The following is a 15,506-nucleotide window of genomic DNA, read 5'->3' on the forward strand; positions in this document are numbered from 1 at the left end:
GGTTATGAATGTCTGAGTTCTCGCAACAAAAGATCGATCAAGATCAAATGTGGATGCGTCGTGCAATAGCATTGGCGAAGAAAGGTCAATATTCGACAAAACCAAATCCTAATGTAGGTTGTGTCATTGTCAAAGACGGACAGATTATTGGTGAAGGCTTTCACCCCCAAGCTGGGCAACCACATGCCGAAGTGTTTGCACTTCGTCAAGCAGGGGAGCAAGCACAGGGTGCAACCGCGTATGTCACATTAGAACCTTGTGCGCATTATGGTCGTACTCCTCCTTGTGCTAAAGGTTTGGTCGAAGCGGGCATTGCAAAAGTGATAGTGGCTTGTTCAGACCCTAATCCATTGGTTGCTGGTAAAGGTGTGGCTATCCTACAACAAGCAGGTATAGACGTTGAAGTCGGGATCTGTGAGTTGGAAGCGCGTCCTTTGAACTTAGGCTTCTTTAAAGCTATGTCTAAGGGATTACCTTATGTACGTTTAAAGGTCGCGTCGAGTCTCGATGGTCGTACAGCAATGGCTTCAGGGGAGTCGAAGTGGATTACAGGTGAATTGGCACGTCAGGATGTTCAACATTGGCGTGCAATTTCTGGTGCAGTGATCACGGGTATTGAAACAGTGTTGGCTGATGATTGTCAGTTGAATGTTAGAGCTCTACCGAATATTCAATTAGAACGAGTTGTGCAGCCTAAACGTGTGATTTTAGATCGTCAAGGTCGCTTACCTTTAGATGCTAAAGTGTTAGAGAATCCTGATACTGTCATGGTCATGGGGCCATTTCGAGCAGAGCTTGCACAACTTGGCGTGATTCAATTCGAAGTTCAGCCCTTAGTTGAGTTGCTAAAAGTCTTAAAAGATTTTCAAATCTATGATGTGATGGTGGAAGCTGGTGCAACCCTATCTACTGCATTTTTGCAGGAAAATTTGGTAGACGAATTGATTAGTTATATTGCGCCTACACTATTAGGTCAATCAGCTCGTCCAATGTTTAATGCTGAATTTAAACAAATGACAGAACAACTCCGTTTTAAACTTCAAGATGTAACTCAGTTAGGTGATGACATCCGTTTAAAATTAATCCCTGATCAAGAGTCGCTATGAGTACAGAGTCAACGGTTTATCATAAACGTCGCCATGCAGCACGTACGACAGATGAGTATTTGTTTAATCAACTTGTGCCTTATTTAGGCAACAAGCGTCGTTTATTACATTTGATTCTTGAGGCATTAGAAAGCACTGGAACTTTGAATACGAGTTCAGGTCGAGCGCCTATCTTTGCGGACTTTTTTGCTGGGAGTGGTGTGGTTTCTCGTTTGGCTCGTCAAAATGGCTACCGAGTAATAGCTAATGATTGGGAGCCTTACAGCCACGCACTCAATCATGCCATATTATCATGTACTGAAGCTCCTGCTTTTAAAGAATTAGGCGGATATCAGAAAGCAATTGATTATCTTAATCGCTTGCCTGAGGTCAAAGGATGGGTAACACACAATCTTTGTCCTCGTAATGATGAGATCTATGATCCTTCACGAGACCGTTTATTTTTCAAACGTCGAAATGGCATGCGCATTGATGCAATTCGTCAACAAATTGCAACCTGGCAAGCTCAAGGTGCAATTGATGATGTGGAAATGAGCGCTTTACTTGCACCTTTATTGTATTCAGCAAGTTTTGTGAGTAATACGTCAGGCGTATTTAAGAGTTTCCATCACGGCTGGGGCGGTAAAACTCAGACGGCTTTAGAGCGAATTGAATCATTACTATGGCTGACCCCAAGTCGTTTTTGTGAAAATTCAAATCTGACAGGCCCAGCAGCTGAAATGTGGTGTGTGGATGCTCAACACTTAGCAAACCAAATGAGTGGTTTCGAAGTCGATGTGGCATATTTGGATCCACCCTATAATCAGCATGCGTATAGTAGCAACTATCATGTATTGAATGCTTTGACTTTATGGGATCAGGTAGATTTACCAAGTCCAGATACTAAGGGTTTCAAGAGTGGAATCGACCGTGCTTGGCGTAAAGAACGACCAAGCCCATACAATTCTTCTAAACATGCCAAAGAAGCGTATGAAAAGCTTTTGCAAACCATTAATGCACGCTATATTTTGACCAGCTATTCAACGGATGGAAATATTGAGGCTGGCGATTTACTTAAAGCGAATTTAGAGCGTGGACGAGTCACAATTTTGACTCAAGATGTTCCAAGATATCGTGTGAGTAAGCAGCGTCAGTCTGAGCGTGCGCGCGTTCTTGAGTTTATCGTCATTACCGACACGCACGCAAAATCAGGACCGCCAATTCGACAGTTACTTGGTCAGTTACACCACTATGCTGAATTGGGTGGAGTTGATACTACAGGCGTCGCTGAACAATTGGATTTATGGTAAAAATAGAACAAATTTAAGAGTACCCATTATGTTTACAGGCATTGTAGAAAGTTTAGGAAAAGTCGAAAGTTTACAAAATGTAGGTGGTGATATCCGCTTGCGTATACAGACTGATCTTGATATGTCTGATGTTCACTTGGGTGATTCTATTGCGACTAATGGCATCTGCTTAACTGTTATTGCATGGGGCAATCAATGGTACGAAGCAGATGTGTCACTTGAAAGTATTCATCGTACAACTTTATCGAGTTGGAAGGTTGGGCAAACCGTCAATGTAGAAAAAGCGATGTTACCAACAACTCGCTTTGGTGGTCATATTGTTAGTGGACATGTAGATGTAGTTGGTGAAATTACGGTGCAACGTCAAGATGCACGTTCACTCTATTTTGAGGTAACGGCCCCGCCTGAAATTGCAAAATATTTAGCGGAGAAAGGTTCCATTACAGTTGATGGAATTAGTCTTACAATCAATCATCTACGTGGCAATGTGTTGAGTTTAAATCTTATTCCTCATACTGCAGAGCGGACCAATATTAGTACGTGGAAAGTCGGGACTAAAGTAAACTTAGAAGTCGATGTACTTGCACGATATATTGAACGTTTATTGCTTGGGGATAAGGCTGCTGAACATAAACCTGAGTCTAAATTAAGCATGGAATTTTTAGCACAGAATGGCTTTTTACGTTAAAAAATGATTAAAATAGAAAACAGCCTAAATTTTTAGGCTGTTTTTTTGTTTAAATAAATTAGGTATACAATCTATCTAAAGGAGAAAGCAACATGCTCAGAGAACTTCAGAATGATTGATTTTTTACTGCATTTAGAGCAGCTTTTACCTAGTTTATTAGAGCAATATGGCGTATGGATTTACGCAATTTTATTTTTAGTGATATTTGCGGAAAATGGTTCCGTTTTCATGTTTTTTTTACCTGGGGACAGTTTGCTCATCGCCATCGGGGCTTTATGTTCGACCACTGAGTTGATTCATTTGCACTATATGGGATTGTTATTATTTATCGCCTCAGTCCTTGGTTATATTCTCAATTTCTATACAGGGCGATGGCTTGGTATTAAATATTTTAGCGACCACTCACGTTGGTTAAAACCTGAGTATATTGCCAAAACGAATGCTTATTTCGAAAAACATGGTGGTAAGACCATTTTAATTGCGCGCTTCATCCCTTTTGTACGTTCTTTTGCTCCATTCGCTGCTGGCTCTGGATATATGAGCTATAGCAGTTTCATGTTTTACAATATTATTGGTGCTTGGATTTGGATCGCACTTTTACTAGGTATGGGGTATGGCATGGGAAATATATTCTCAGCCGTTTTAGATTTTTTTGCTTAAATTGATACTTCAAACCTGATAAAAAAAGCCCTCAGTGGGCTCTTTTAAATTTTATTAATGGTGAGTGATGTGCGATCAAACCAATTCTCTACCAAATCTTCATCTTGAATTAAAAAGTCGCCTCTTTTCGACTCATGTTTTAAATACACTAAAACCGATTGAAAATCTGCTCGACTAATCAATAGTTCTTGAGCACTGATCGTGACATGTTCGCCAGATTTCAAATGAGTGATTCGTTCAGAGATGTTGTTTAAAAGATCCATGGTGATACTTTCCTCATGTCCGTCAAATCGCAGAGAGCATTTAAATTACATTCATGGTGTGACAAATATGTTTCATTTTGATGACACTAAGCATCCACCGTTCGAGCCTCTAAGAAGGTAGAGATGTATTTTTTAAAATAAGTTCGATCTCTTCTTTTGCTGCTGCTTGAAGTTTTGATTTAAAGATTTGTACGGCATCTTCAATCATGGTTTCAGCTTCAAGCTCGAGACGTAAACGAATCGTATCTAAATCTTGATGAATTGATAAATGCGCAGGAGAGTTTCCTGAAAAGTCCCGATGGGGTGTAGTCACTTTTTGGTATTTTTCAGTATATTCATCGATTTCTGCATCAATCACTTGTCGTAACTGTACGAGCGAATCGGTTTGTTGTTGAAATTTAAGATATTCATCTTGTAGAAGCTTTTGATTATAAGCCTCTTGCAGTGCACGTTTTTCTGCTAATGATTTTTCTAAAGCCAATTGCTTACGAATACGAGCTTCTTCAATTAATCGTGCTTTTTCATCCGCATAAGCCTGTTCAACCTTTAATTGAGCCACTTGCTGGGCACGATTATCATGGTCTAGCCATTGCTCTGGTTGAGTTTGAGGTTCGAGTAAATCACTGATGCGATTAAGGTCGTCGATAAAAGCTTGGCGAACCGCTTCTGGCGCTTTCAACCAACGTTTTTTAAAATCTTGACCGACATTAATGGCCACCGTGATTCTCCTTTTTCCAATGACAACGCGCTAAAGTTTATGTGTTTGAGGTGAGATACCTAATTTTCGATAGGTTTTATATTTCTCTCGTCCAATTTCTTTGGCAGCTTCGTTGTTTTCAATAATTTCGATAATGTGACTGAAACGTGAAGGATCTTCAAGTGCATGAATGTGAAAATTAAACACGATCCATTCCTGAGTTTCAGGGAGCTTAGACGAAATACAAATAGCTGCTGATTGATCATCAATGCCATGTGTCAAAAAACTCTGCGGATCGAAACTCCAAAGTAAATCATCGAGTTCATTTTGAATGCTCAATTCTGGACAATGAATCCATATTTTTGCAGGGTGACGCAGAATTTTTCGACATAAACGACAGGCACTTTGGACCTGTCGTTCTGGACTCTTTTCAAATAAGTAGAAGCTGATTCTAGACATTAATTTACGCGATTTGCGAGAAATTGAACCAATAATGGAACTGGGCGACCAGTTGCACCTTTTGCTGCGCCAGATGTCCAAGCTGTACCTGCAACATCTAAATGTGCCCAACGATATTCACGTGTGAAGCGTTGCAAGAAACAAGCAGCTGTAACAGCACCAGCTTTTGGACCACCAATATTGGCAATATCAGCAAATGGAGAGTCAAGCTGTTCTTGGTAGTCATCATAGACAGGCATACGCCATACACGGTCAAAGGATTGTTCACCAGCTTGAGAAAGTTCATGTGCCAGTTCATCATCTGGTGTGAACATACCTGTTAAAACAGAGCCTAAAGCAACAACACAAGCGCCTGTTAATGTTGCGATATCAATCACAAGTTCTGGGTTAAAGCGTTTGACATAGGTCAGCGTGTCACAGAGGACTAAGCGACCTTCGGCATCTGTATTTAGAATTTCAACAGTTTGACCACTCATCGTGGTGACGATATCACCTGGTCGAGTTGCATGACCTGATGGCATGTTCTCAGCCGCCGCAATTGCACCTACAACATGAATCGGAAGGCGAGCTTCACAGAGTGAGCGCATGGTTCCTAAAACTGAAGCTGCACCACCCATATCGTATTTCATTTCATCCATGCCTAAACCTGGTTTTAATGAAATACCACCCGTATCGAAAGTGATTCCTTTACCCACGAGGACGATAGGAGCTTGTTCAAGTTGACCTTGATATTCAAGAGTAATGATACGTCCAGGGCGATCTGAACCTTTGCTGACTGCAAGAAATGCATTCATGCCAAGATCAGCAATTTGCTGTTCATCTAGCACGGTTACTTTCAATAAATCTGGGAATTCTGCTGCCAATGCAATTGCATGATCCGCTAAATATTCAGGAAAACAAATATTTCCTGGACGATTTGCTAAATCACGTGCAACGTTTTGACCGCTTTCAATTGCTTGAATTAAGTTGAGTTGATTTGACGTTAGCGTAGAGTTTGATGCAATTAGATGAACTTGTTCGAGTATAAAGTCATTTTTTTTCGACTTAAACTCGTCAAAAGCATAAGCAGATTGAGTGAGTTTAAGTGCAAATAAGTAGTGTAATTCATTCGGCAAAGCTGAAATATCAACACTGATTTGTTTGAATTTTTTTTGTGAAGCTTTGATAATAGTTTGTGCAATTTTTGCTAATTTTGCAGCTTTAACTTCTTGTGCATTACCTAAGCCAAGTAGAATGCTATTCGGTTGATTATCAATTTGACCCAATAACGATAAAGACTCATTGAAACCTGCTTTGAATTGAGCTGCTTCAGTTAGGCTGTCTAAATTGTTGATTTGATAGTTGCTTTTAACTGCATGGGTGTTTTCAGAGTCGACTAAAATAACCAAATGTTGGCTTTCTGAAATTTGTGCCAATGATGTATTAATTGAAAGTTTCATATGCTTGTTGTGTGCCTATTGAGACCGTTTAAATCATTAAACCATTGAAACACTACCAATGATAGAATTTCAATGAGGTTTTATATTTTTAACATTCGGGTAAACTAGCGCTAGCCGATTTAACCTAATTTTGGAAGATTACTTTGATTATAAGACGTTACCTCGTCAAACAAGTGGTATCTACCTCTGTGGTTGTGATTTCATTGCTTACACTCATCATGTTGGGTGGGCGTTTGATCAAGTATTTTGGCGTGGCAGCTCAGGGTCGAATGGATGCGAGTATTTTATTTAGCATCATTGGCTACCGTCTTCCAGAATTTCTGACATTGATCTTACCTTTAGGTTTTTTCATTGGTCTCATGTTGGTGTTTGGCCGACTGTATATAGATCATGAAATGGCGGTTCTCAATGGCAGTGGTGTTAGTCGTAATCAATTGGCTCGTTTATTGTTACCTCTCACAGCCATTTATTTGGCCATTCAAACAGTATTAATGGTATGGATGTCTCCATGGGGTATACGTGAATTTGAAAAGCTTACGACGACCCAAGCGGTTCGATCAGGCTTTGATTTGGTACGTCCAAAAGAGTTTATTTCCTCAGGTCCTTATACCATTTATGCTGGTGCACTTTCAGAAGATCGTAAAAACTTAAAAGAAATTTTCTTCTATCAGCGAGCAGATAAGCCTGAAAAACCTGACATCATGATTTTAGCGAAAGAAGCGACACGTGTTGAAATGGTCGGTGAAACAGCGAGTGTTGTTGATTTAACCCAAGGTCGCCGTTACGAAATTTATCAAGATAGTCCGAAATATAGTCATACTGAATTTGCTTCATATCGTTTGCGTCTTGAAAGTGATAAAGAGGCGAAATTTGAAAGTGGTGATGTAGAAGCGTTACCAATTTCGAAGTTAATTGAAACTCGTGAAGATCCTGTAGTAGCCAGTGAATTGGGCTGGAGAATATTTGTGCCATTTACATTGATTGTGGCATTGATGTTAGCAACGGCATTGTCTGAGGTTACTCCACGCCAAGGACGATATTTAAAATTATTTCCTGCACTCTTAATTTTTGCCAGTTTGATTGTGGCATTAATGGCGATTAAAACCAGAATTAGTAAAGATGAGATTGGTATTTGGGCTTATCCCGCTATCTTGATTGTTTATGCAGTGGGTGCAGCGATTTTCTCGCGTAAACAAAAACTAGCACCTAAGTTAAAAAAACGAATTGAGCAGGTGAAATCATAATGTTGGCACGTCGAATTGTCGCAAAACATGTGACGAAAACCACAGCGCTGGCGATGTTGGGTGCTACAGCGATTTTATCAGCCCTTCAAATTCTTTTTACCTATATGGGTGAATTAGGCAGCCTGAAAGAAGGATATGGAGCTTGGCAAGCGCTTATTCATGTTCTATGGGCTTCACCGCAATATTTATATGAAATTTTACCTATTTCAGCATTGATTGGTGCAGTGCTCGGTTTGGGTTCAATGGCTTCAAATAGTGAGCTGACTGTCATGCGCGCTTCAGGGATTAGCCTGTGGCGTATTGTGGGTTGGGTCATGCGCTCAGCAATGCTCTTGGTATTGCTTTCATTTTTACTCAGTGAATATGTTATTCCTTACACCAATGAGCGGGCGGAAAGTATTAAAGACCGTCGTTCTGTTGCTGAGCTTGGCGAAGTCAAAGGGTATTGGACTAGAGAAGGTCAACGATTTATTTATATTGACTATGCAAATGCGCAAGGGCAGTTACGTCAAGTTGAGATGATGGACTTTGATCAAGATTATCGTCTGAAGTCAGTCTTGACTGCGAATCAAGGTCAATTTGTACAAAATGGACAATGGTCTTTAATTGAAGCCAGTCAGATGGATATTTTTCCTGAAGGCTATTCGAGACTGATTCAAACTCCTCAGCAGGATGTTGCTTTAGCGCTTCAACCTAAATATGTTCATATGGTGACGATTGATCCTGAAGATTTAGCTCCAAGCCAATTGATCAGTTTTATGCGCTATATGGATGAATATAGTCAAGTTCCTAAAACGTATTTACTTGCATTCTGGCAAAAAGTGGCTTCGCCATTTGCATTGTTGGCACTCGTACTGATTGCTTGCTCTTTTATTTTTGGCCCTTTACGGCAACAGTCTATGGGTTTTCGTTTAGTGATTGCGTTATTTGTAGGGCTTGGTTTTTACTACCTACAAGACTTCTTAGGGTACGCGAGTTTGGTGTATTCACCATCTCCAGCTTGGTTTGTTTTTCTGCCAATTGTGCTTATCTTTGCGGTAGGTAGCTATTTGCTATATCGAGCGCGCTAGAGAATTTTTAAATTAAAAAATAGATGGTCTAGATCAATCAAAGCCATCGTGTTCAGATAGAGTCTTAATGAAAAATTCGTTAAGATACGTTGATTAATTTGTAAACAGAAAAGAGTGTATATCATGACGGATGCAACTGCTGGCAAAATCCCTCACGTTTTAGTCATTATGGATGGTGTGGGTCATCGTGAAGCGGTCGAAGATAATGCTTTTCTTGCAGCGAAAACACCTAATTTAACTGCAATGAAACAGAATCATCCACATGGTCTGATTTCAGGTTCAGGTGAAGATGTTGGTCTTCCAGATGGCCAAATGGGGAATTCAGAAGTTGGTCATATGAATCTTGGTGCTGGACGCGTGTTGTATCAAGATTTCACTCGTATTACCAAAGATATCCGTACTGGTGATTTCTATAAACATGAAGTATTGGTTGATGCTGTAGAAAAAGCAAAAGAAAATCAAAAAGCAGTACATATTTTTGGATTGTTGTCTGAAGGTGGTGTTCACTCTCATGAAGACCATATTGTTGCTATGGCAGAGTTGGCACTAAAAAGAGGTGCTCAAGTCTATTTACATGCTTTCTTAGATGGTCGTGATACTCCCCCAAAAAGTGCACAACCATCTTTAGAGAAATTAGATGCATTATTTGCCCAATATCCAGGTCAGGGTCGAATTGCAACGATGATCGGTCGTTATTTCGCAATGGATCGTGACAATCGTTGGGATCGTGTCGAACAAGCATATCGTTTATTAACAGAAGGTGAGGCTGTTCGCGTTGTTGAGTCTGCTGTGGAAGGTCTCGAACAAGCGTATGCTGCTGAAGAGTCAGATGAGTTTGTGAAAGCAACACGTATTGGGGATGTAGCCGCAGTACAAGATGGTGATGCTGTTGTTTTTATGAATTTCCGTGCAGATCGTGCTCGCGAATTGACAAAAGCATTTGTTGAACAAGGCTTCGATGGTTTCGAGCGTAAAGTTGTGCCTCAGCTTGCGAAATTTGTCATGTTAACGCGCTATCAAGCGACAATTGATGCGCCGGTGGCATATATGCCAGAACCGTTGGTCAATTCAATTGGTGAATACCTGTCTAATTTAGGTAAAACTCAATTACGTATCGCGGAAACTGAGAAATATGCCCATGTGACTTTCTTCTTCAGTGGTGGTCGTGAAGATGAGTATCCAGGTGAAAAACGTATTTTGATTCCATCACCAAATGTTGCAACCTATGATTTAAAACCAGAAATGAGTGCTTATGAAGTCACTGATGAGTTAGTGAATGCAATTAATTCAGGTGAATTTGACTTACTCGTTGTGAACTATGCAAATGGCGATATGGTTGGACATACAGGGGTATTCGATGCTGCCGTTAAAGCAGTAGAAGCAGTGGATGTCAGCTTAGGTCGCGTCTATGATGCAGTGATGGCGAAGAAAGGCCATATGTTGATCACTGCGGATCACGGTAATGTTGAACAAATGCAGGACTATGAAAGTGGTCAAGTCCATACTCAACATACAACTGAGCATGTGCCATTTATTTATGTAGGTCCAACTCAAGCAAAAATTGCAGAGGGTGGTGTGCTTGCAGACGTTGCACCGACATTATTACATTTAATGCAGTTGCCTGTTCCTGCTGAAATGAAAGGTCGCAATTTAGTGACTTTAGTTTAAAAAATAAGAAGGAATTCAGTATGAATCCATTGTTATTCAAACTCATGTTAGGTCTAGCTTTAAGTTTGAATGGGGTTCATGCTTTCGCTGCTGGATCTAAGGGTCCAGCAGTTGATCCTTTAGAAGAAGACTGGTCATCAAACAGTTCAGAAGTTCCGATTGAATCTATACAGCAGTTTGTTCAGATTTACGGTACAGTAAAAGAAAACTATGTCACTGAAGTCACTGACGATCAGTTATTTTTACAAGCGATCCAAGGTTTGGTGAGTGGGCTAGATCGTTACTCTCGCTATTTATCTCCAGAAGATTATCGCCAACTCCTCAAATATACCGAGGAGGATTTAGCGAGTATCGATTTTGATCTTAGCTTTGATACCTCACGAGGTTTATGGCAGATCGAAAATTTAGATCCCGATAGTGACTCGGCAAAATTAGGATTGGCCAACGGCGTTACACTTTACAAAATTGATGGACAAGAGCTTAGATTGTTAAACCAAGATCAAGTCAAAGACTTGCTCAGCGGCTCGATTGGATCAACCATCAGTTTACAAAGATCACCGAACTCATCTCCAATTATTTTAGTGAGAAATCAAAAACTAGATGTTGCCGATATACAAGCACATATGCTGAGTAATCAAGTTTTACTATTAAAGGTGAAAGTTTTTCAGCAAGATACTGCGAATGAAATAAAGCGTTATATCGATGAGCATCATAGCCAACAACTCAAAGCTGTTTTAATAGATCTAAGAAATAATCCGGGTGGATTATTATCTTCTGCTGTGGAAACGGCAGATTTATTTTTAAATCAGGGTTTGATTGTATCTACGCGTAGCCGTTCAGAAGGTGATCAACAATTCCAAGCTTTACCAGGACATGAATTTACAGGGCTTAAAGTCGGAGTATTGATTAATCAACGTTCGGCTTCTGCAGCAGAAGTATTTACGGCAGCAATGAAAGATCATCAACGCGCCGTAATCATTGGTGAAAAGAGTTATGGTAAAGGTGTTGTGCAAAAACTCTTTCCACTTGAAAATGGTGCGGCACTACAAATGACAGTATCTCATTACTTAACACCGAATGGTGTCGAGATTGATGGGCAAGGCATAGCCCCTAATATCGAATATCCTTGGCCGCAGGATATGAAGGAGGTGGTTTACCTCCAACATGCAGCTGATTTGTTGTTAAGAAGCCGTTAAATATCATCAATATCGTGGTGATGCTAAGTTATTCATCTTCAGTATCTAAACCAAATTTTTTTAAACGATATCGTAATGAGCGGAATGTCATTCCTAATTTTTTGGCGGCTAGGGTTCTGTTCCAATGCGTTGAGTTTAACGCATTAATTAAAACTTCTTTTTCTACTTTCTCAAGGTATTGTTCTAATCCCTCCTCGGGCAAACCTTTGGGTGTCTGAGAAGGTAAATCAGTAATAGCTTCAATTTGACTATTTGGTTGTTGTGCTAAAGGTGGGGATGTTAAGCCTAATGAAGGGCTTTTAACATGCTCGACGGCTATGAGCTTATCATCGCAAAGTGTAAGTGCACGCTCGATGATATTTTTAAGTTCGCGTACATTACCTGTAAATGGTTGTTGTTTAAGGAATTGTATCGCCTCTTGAGATAGTTGAGGGGCTTCAATACGCCATTCACTACTGATTTTATCAATAAAATGTTGAGCTAGAACGGGAATATCTTTGGGTCTATCGCGGAGTGGGGTAAGACGTAAATCCATCACATGAATTCTAAAAAATAGATCTTGTCTAAATTTGCCTTGTTGAACCAATTGCTCAAGATTTTGATGGCTTGCACTGACAATCCTAAAATCAACATCAAGCTCTTTATCACTGCCAATCGGACGGATTTTCTTTTCTTGAACTGCTCTCAGCAATTTAGCTTGCATGGCGAGTGAAAGCTCAGCAATTTCGTCTAAAAATAATGTCCCACCGTCAGCTGTTTGAATTAACCCTTGTTTGTCTTGGTCAGCACCCACAAAACTGCCTTTGATATGACCAAATAATTCACTTTCCATCAGGTCTTCATTCATCGCACCACAATTGATCGCGACAAAGGCATGATCATGACGATTACTGAGTTGATGAATAAGATTCGCAACGATTTCTTTACCAGTCCCTGATTCACCTGTAATAAAGACAGGTGCTTGTGATCGAGCTATTTTTTTGATTGCTGTACGAAGCTGTTGAGTTTGTTCTGAGACACCGATCAGCAGTTGTTCCTCAAGTGGAAGCTGATTGAGATCATTATCCACTGCAGGGGTATGTAATGCTTTCTTAAGCAATTGATGCAAATGCTGTTGATTAATGGGCTTACTGACGAAATCGAAAGCGCCTGCTTTTAAAGCAGAGATTGCCAGCTCCATATTGGCATAGGCGGTCAGTACCGCGATGGGCGTCTTCGGATAGTGCTGGGTGACGTATTTAACTAAATCGATGCCATTGCCATCCGGTAAATTGAAATCGGTGATACACGCATCGTATTTATATTCGCTTAGAAAATGTAGCGCTTGTTTCAAATGATGTGCCATATGCGTTTTAATGCCCATCCGAGAAAGGGTCATTTGCATCAACATACATAAATCAGGTTCATCATCGACTAAAAGTACTAAAGGTTGTTGCTTTACCATAACCTGATCTTATCCATCTAAACGTCTGTCTTATGGCATGTAATACGAAAACATGCACCTTGCTGTTCTTGCTCGATATAACTCAATTTTGCTTGGTTAGCTTCACAAATACTTTGTGATAAATATAATCCTAAACCAGTTCCATTGGTTTCAGTACTAAAAAATGGTTGAAATAATTGAGATAAATCATGTTGTTGGATGCCTTTGCCAAAATCGATAACATCAATAAAAATTTGATTTTCTGAACAACTGCTTCTGACAAAAATGTACTCTGCGGTCGGATCATTATGACGAATAGCATTACGAATTAAATTAATCAGAACTTGTCGCAGTTGGATTTCATCAAAATAAACTTCAAGATTTGCTTCAAGCTGTAATTGAATATGAGAACTGATATCTGCTAAATCTTGGTGAATAAGATCATGCATAAACTGTTCAAAATGAATTAGTACACCAGCAGTTTTTTTATTCTTTGCCATATCCAATGTGTCTTTGACGATTTTATCAATACGCTTTGCTTGCTTGGCAATCATTTGATTGAGCATACGTTTTTGTTCTTCATCTGAATCATCATTAAGTTCATTAGCTTGTACGATTGCCGCTAAAGGATTACGTATTTCATGTGCAATGCTGGCTGATAATTGACCAAGAGAAGCTAATTTCATTTGTTGAACTTTCTGATTAAGCTTTTGCGCATCTTCCAAAATTAATAGCGTGAGTGCTTGTTGAGGTGTAACCAGTTTTTGAATACGAATATCAACCGTATAGGATGATTGATGTGATTCAAATTGAAAGCGCTCTCCATGAGCAACTAATGTGTTTTTGAGAATTTCATAGAGATCTGGTTGAAAATTTGCAAGATTATATTGTTCATGAGCATAGAGTGGCGAAATACCGAGTAGTGAACATGCAGCAGGATTGCAGACGATAATTTTACAGTGATCATCTAAGACCAGATAACCAACTTCGATTTGCTCAAGAATATAACGATTAATATTTTGTAATTTAAAGAGTTCATTGGCTTGATGTGTATTGACCGATTCGAGTACTTGAAACCGTTGTATTGATACTTGACCAATACCATGAACCACAAAAAATAAAAAGGCAAGAAAGGCACTGTCACCAATATTATTTAGACTTTCAATGGAGAACAAACTACCAAAAAACTGTTGATATACGACCCCAATCACCGCGACCAATGTGATGAATAAGGCTTGGTTTTTACTGAGTAAAAAATTTGCTGCAAAGACGGAAATGACAAACAATAACCCAATTGCGATATTGGGACCACCGAGTGCAAAAGTAAGCGTATTTAGAAAGAGCAGATCAACTGCAAATAAGGTGATAATTTGTTTAGAAATAGCTTGTGGTAAGTATTTTAAAACGATCGTTTGTACGATGCTGCTTGCAACATAAAGGAGTAAAGCGTAAAAATAGATTGATTCGTATTGATAAAAATAACGTTCAGAATCAATCGTCAGTAGGAATATGAGCGTTAAGCTTAGGGCGATAATGATACGATAACTTGAATATAGTGTTCCAAGACGGTAGATCGTTTGGTAAATAGAAATTGAAGCAGCAGACGTCATTGGAATACTCAGATCAAATTAAGGCTTAATCAAACCATAACGAATTGCCAAATGCGTCAGTTTGACATCACTATCGATTCCTAATTTTTCAAATATACGATAGCGGTAGGTATTCACTGTTTTTACGCTAACAAAGAGTTTGTCTGAAATTTCTTGGGCACTAATACAATTCACAACCATCATCGCGACTTGCATTTCACGTTCAGAAAGTGCGTCAAAAGGAGAGGTTTGTGTATCAGATAAATAAGAACTCGCAAGCTGTTCAGCAATATCTGCACTGAAGTATTTACCACCTTGCATGACTTTATTAATTGCACGCACCATTTCTGTGATCGGAGCTCCCTTCGTGATATAACCACGAGCCCCGGCTTTTAACAGTAGTGATGGATAGGGTTCTTCCGCTAGACCACTGACGGCGAGAACTTTGGTGTCAGGCGCTGTTTGTAATAAACGGCGAGTGGTTTCTACGCCACCGATACCAGGCATGTTCACATCGAGCAAGACGACATTAGGGTGGTGTTGACGAACAAGACTAATGGCTTCTTCACCGGACTCTGCTTGACCAATGACTTGAATATCTGCTTGATCTTCAAGCATACGACAAATACCTGTACGAACTAACTCATGGTCATCTACCACTAATACCGTGATCACAAACACCTCCTCTGAAATCTATTCTTACTTTTTTGTTACA

At 39.7% G+C, this 15,506-nt stretch carries 14 protein-coding genes and 2 pseudogenes; 8 read left to right on the forward strand and 8 right to left on the reverse strand.

Features of this window, described 5'->3' with window-relative positions; genetic code table 11:
* Positions 1-8: 8 nt before the first annotated feature.
* From ribD to AC1M89_RS07635, 4 genes are all read left to right on the forward strand, one after another.
* On the forward strand, positions 9-1,106 hold the full coding sequence (gene ribD, locus AC1M89_RS07620) for a bifunctional diaminohydroxyphosphoribosylaminopyrimidine deaminase/5-amino-6-(5-phosphoribosylamino)uracil reductase RibD (RefSeq protein ID WP_481591497.1): 1,098 nt from the start codon (positions 9-11) through the stop codon (positions 1,104-1,106).
* A complete protein-coding gene (locus AC1M89_RS07625) occupies positions 1,103-2,395 on the forward strand; it encodes a DNA adenine methylase (RefSeq protein WP_180028158.1) in 1,293 nt (430 codons plus the stop codon). Before ribD ends, AC1M89_RS07625 begins: the two co-directional genes overlap by 4 nt.
* Positions 2,396-2,423: 28 nt before the next feature.
* On the forward strand, positions 2,424-3,083 hold the full coding sequence (locus AC1M89_RS07630; protein ID WP_092767353.1) for a riboflavin synthase: 660 nt from the start codon (positions 2,424-2,426) through the stop codon (positions 3,081-3,083).
* Positions 3,084-3,194: 111 nt separating this feature from the next.
* Entirely contained in the window at positions 3,195-3,743 is a 549-nt protein-coding gene (locus tag AC1M89_RS07635; RefSeq protein ID WP_180028159.1) for a VTT domain-containing protein, read from the forward strand.
* Between the two features lie 44 nt (positions 3,744-3,787).
* On the opposite strand, the gene AC1M89_RS07640 is transcribed toward AC1M89_RS07635, so the two are convergent.
* The 4 genes from AC1M89_RS07640 to AC1M89_RS07655 all read right to left on the reverse strand — a co-directional run bounded on the left by AC1M89_RS07640 (position 3,788) and on the right by AC1M89_RS07655 (position 6,601).
* A complete protein-coding gene (locus tag AC1M89_RS07640; RefSeq protein ID WP_481591496.1) occupies positions 3,788-4,006 on the reverse strand; it encodes a hypothetical protein in 219 nt (72 codons plus the stop codon).
* 109 nt (positions 4,007-4,115) lie between these two features.
* Positions 4,116-4,724: a cell division protein BlhA gene (blhA, locus tag AC1M89_RS07645; RefSeq protein WP_481591495.1), complete on the reverse strand. Its 609-nt coding sequence runs from the start codon at positions 4,722-4,724 to the stop codon at positions 4,116-4,118.
* Positions 4,725-4,754: 30 nt separating this feature from the next.
* Positions 4,755-5,162 carry a DNA polymerase III subunit chi gene (locus tag AC1M89_RS07650; protein ID WP_481586716.1) on the reverse strand — a complete coding sequence of 136 codons (408 nt, stop codon included), beginning with the start codon at positions 5,160-5,162 and terminating at the stop codon, positions 4,755-4,757.
* Positions 5,162-6,601, reverse strand: coding sequence for a leucyl aminopeptidase (locus AC1M89_RS07655; protein ID WP_481591494.1), 1,440 nt, complete (start codon positions 6,599-6,601; stop codon positions 5,162-5,164). Before AC1M89_RS07655 ends, AC1M89_RS07650 begins: the two co-directional genes overlap by 1 nt.
* 143 nt (positions 6,602-6,744) lie before the next feature.
* On the opposite strand from AC1M89_RS07655, the gene lptF reads away from it, so the two are divergent.
* From lptF to AC1M89_RS07675, 4 genes are all read left to right on the forward strand, one after another.
* The gene (gene lptF, locus AC1M89_RS07660) at positions 6,745-7,845 is read left to right on the forward strand and encodes an LPS export ABC transporter permease LptF (protein ID WP_481591493.1); all 1,101 of its coding nucleotides are present in this window, start codon (positions 6,745-6,747) and stop codon (positions 7,843-7,845) included.
* The gene (lptG, locus tag AC1M89_RS07665; RefSeq protein WP_481591492.1) at positions 7,845-8,915 is read left to right on the forward strand and encodes an LPS export ABC transporter permease LptG; all 1,071 of its coding nucleotides are present in this window, start codon (positions 7,845-7,847) and stop codon (positions 8,913-8,915) included. The genes lptF and lptG overlap by 1 nt, the downstream gene beginning before the upstream one ends.
* A gap of 123 nt (positions 8,916-9,038) precedes the next feature.
* Positions 9,039-10,583 carry a 2,3-bisphosphoglycerate-independent phosphoglycerate mutase gene (gpmI, locus tag AC1M89_RS07670; protein ID WP_481586719.1) on the forward strand — a complete coding sequence of 515 codons (1,545 nt, stop codon included), beginning with the start codon at positions 9,039-9,041 and terminating at the stop codon, positions 10,581-10,583.
* A 20-nt stretch (positions 10,584-10,603) separates the two neighbouring features.
* The gene (locus AC1M89_RS07675) at positions 10,604-11,779 is read left to right on the forward strand and encodes a S41 family peptidase (protein ID WP_481614091.1); all 1,176 of its coding nucleotides are present in this window, start codon (positions 10,604-10,606) and stop codon (positions 11,777-11,779) included.
* 28 nt (positions 11,780-11,807) lie between these two features.
* Here AC1M89_RS07675 and AC1M89_RS07680 read toward each other — a convergent pair.
* From AC1M89_RS07680 to gacA, 4 genes and pseudogenes are all read right to left on the reverse strand, one after another.
* A pseudogene (locus AC1M89_RS07680) lies at positions 11,808-11,987 on the reverse strand (helix-turn-helix domain-containing protein); the annotation flags it as partial.
* 107 nt (positions 11,988-12,094) lie between these two features.
* Positions 12,095-13,223: pseudogene (locus AC1M89_RS07685) on the reverse strand (sigma-54-dependent transcriptional regulator); the annotation flags it as partial.
* A gap of 17 nt (positions 13,224-13,240) precedes the next feature.
* The gene (locus AC1M89_RS07690; protein WP_481591491.1) at positions 13,241-14,812 is read right to left on the reverse strand and encodes a sensor histidine kinase; all 1,572 of its coding nucleotides are present in this window, start codon (positions 14,810-14,812) and stop codon (positions 13,241-13,243) included.
* Positions 14,813-14,830: 18 nt separating this feature from the next.
* Entirely contained in the window at positions 14,831-15,466 is a 636-nt protein-coding gene (gene gacA, locus AC1M89_RS07695) for a response regulator transcription factor GacA (RefSeq protein WP_092767334.1), read from the reverse strand.
* Between the last annotated feature and the right edge of the window lie 40 nt (positions 15,467-15,506).

It is taken from the genome of Acinetobacter sp. ANC_7635, from assembly GCF_056779945.1.

Excerpts from the sequence above, each read along its gene's own strand:
- ribD (WP_481591497.1), top strand. The coding sequence starts at position 9 with ATGTCTGAGTTCTCGCAACAAAAGATCGATCAAGATCAAATGTGGATG.
- AC1M89_RS07625 (WP_180028158.1), top strand. The coding sequence starts at position 1,103 with ATGAGTACAGAGTCAACGGTTTATCATAAACGTCGCCATGCAGCACGT.
- AC1M89_RS07630 (WP_092767353.1), top strand. The coding sequence starts at position 2,424 with ATGTTTACAGGCATTGTAGAAAGTTTAGGAAAAGTCGAAAGTTTACAA.
- AC1M89_RS07635 (WP_180028159.1), top strand. The coding sequence starts at position 3,195 with ATGATTGATTTTTTACTGCATTTAGAGCAGCTTTTACCTAGTTTATTA.
- AC1M89_RS07640 (WP_481591496.1), bottom strand. The coding sequence starts at position 4,006 with ATGGATCTTTTAAACAACATCTCTGAACGAATCACTCATTTGAAATCT.
- AC1M89_RS07650 (WP_481586716.1), bottom strand. The coding sequence starts at position 5,162 with ATGTCTAGAATCAGCTTCTACTTATTTGAAAAGAGTCCAGAACGACAG.
- AC1M89_RS07655 (WP_481591494.1), bottom strand. The coding sequence starts at position 6,601 with ATGAAACTTTCAATTAATACATCATTGGCACAAATTTCAGAAAGCCAA.
- lptG (WP_481591492.1), top strand. The coding sequence starts at position 7,845 with ATGTTGGCACGTCGAATTGTCGCAAAACATGTGACGAAAACCACAGCG.
- gpmI (WP_481586719.1), top strand. The coding sequence starts at position 9,039 with ATGACGGATGCAACTGCTGGCAAAATCCCTCACGTTTTAGTCATTATG.
- AC1M89_RS07675 (WP_481614091.1), top strand. The coding sequence starts at position 10,604 with ATGAATCCATTGTTATTCAAACTCATGTTAGGTCTAGCTTTAAGTTTG.
- AC1M89_RS07690 (WP_481591491.1), bottom strand. The coding sequence starts at position 14,812 with ATGACGTCTGCTGCTTCAATTTCTATTTACCAAACGATCTACCGTCTT.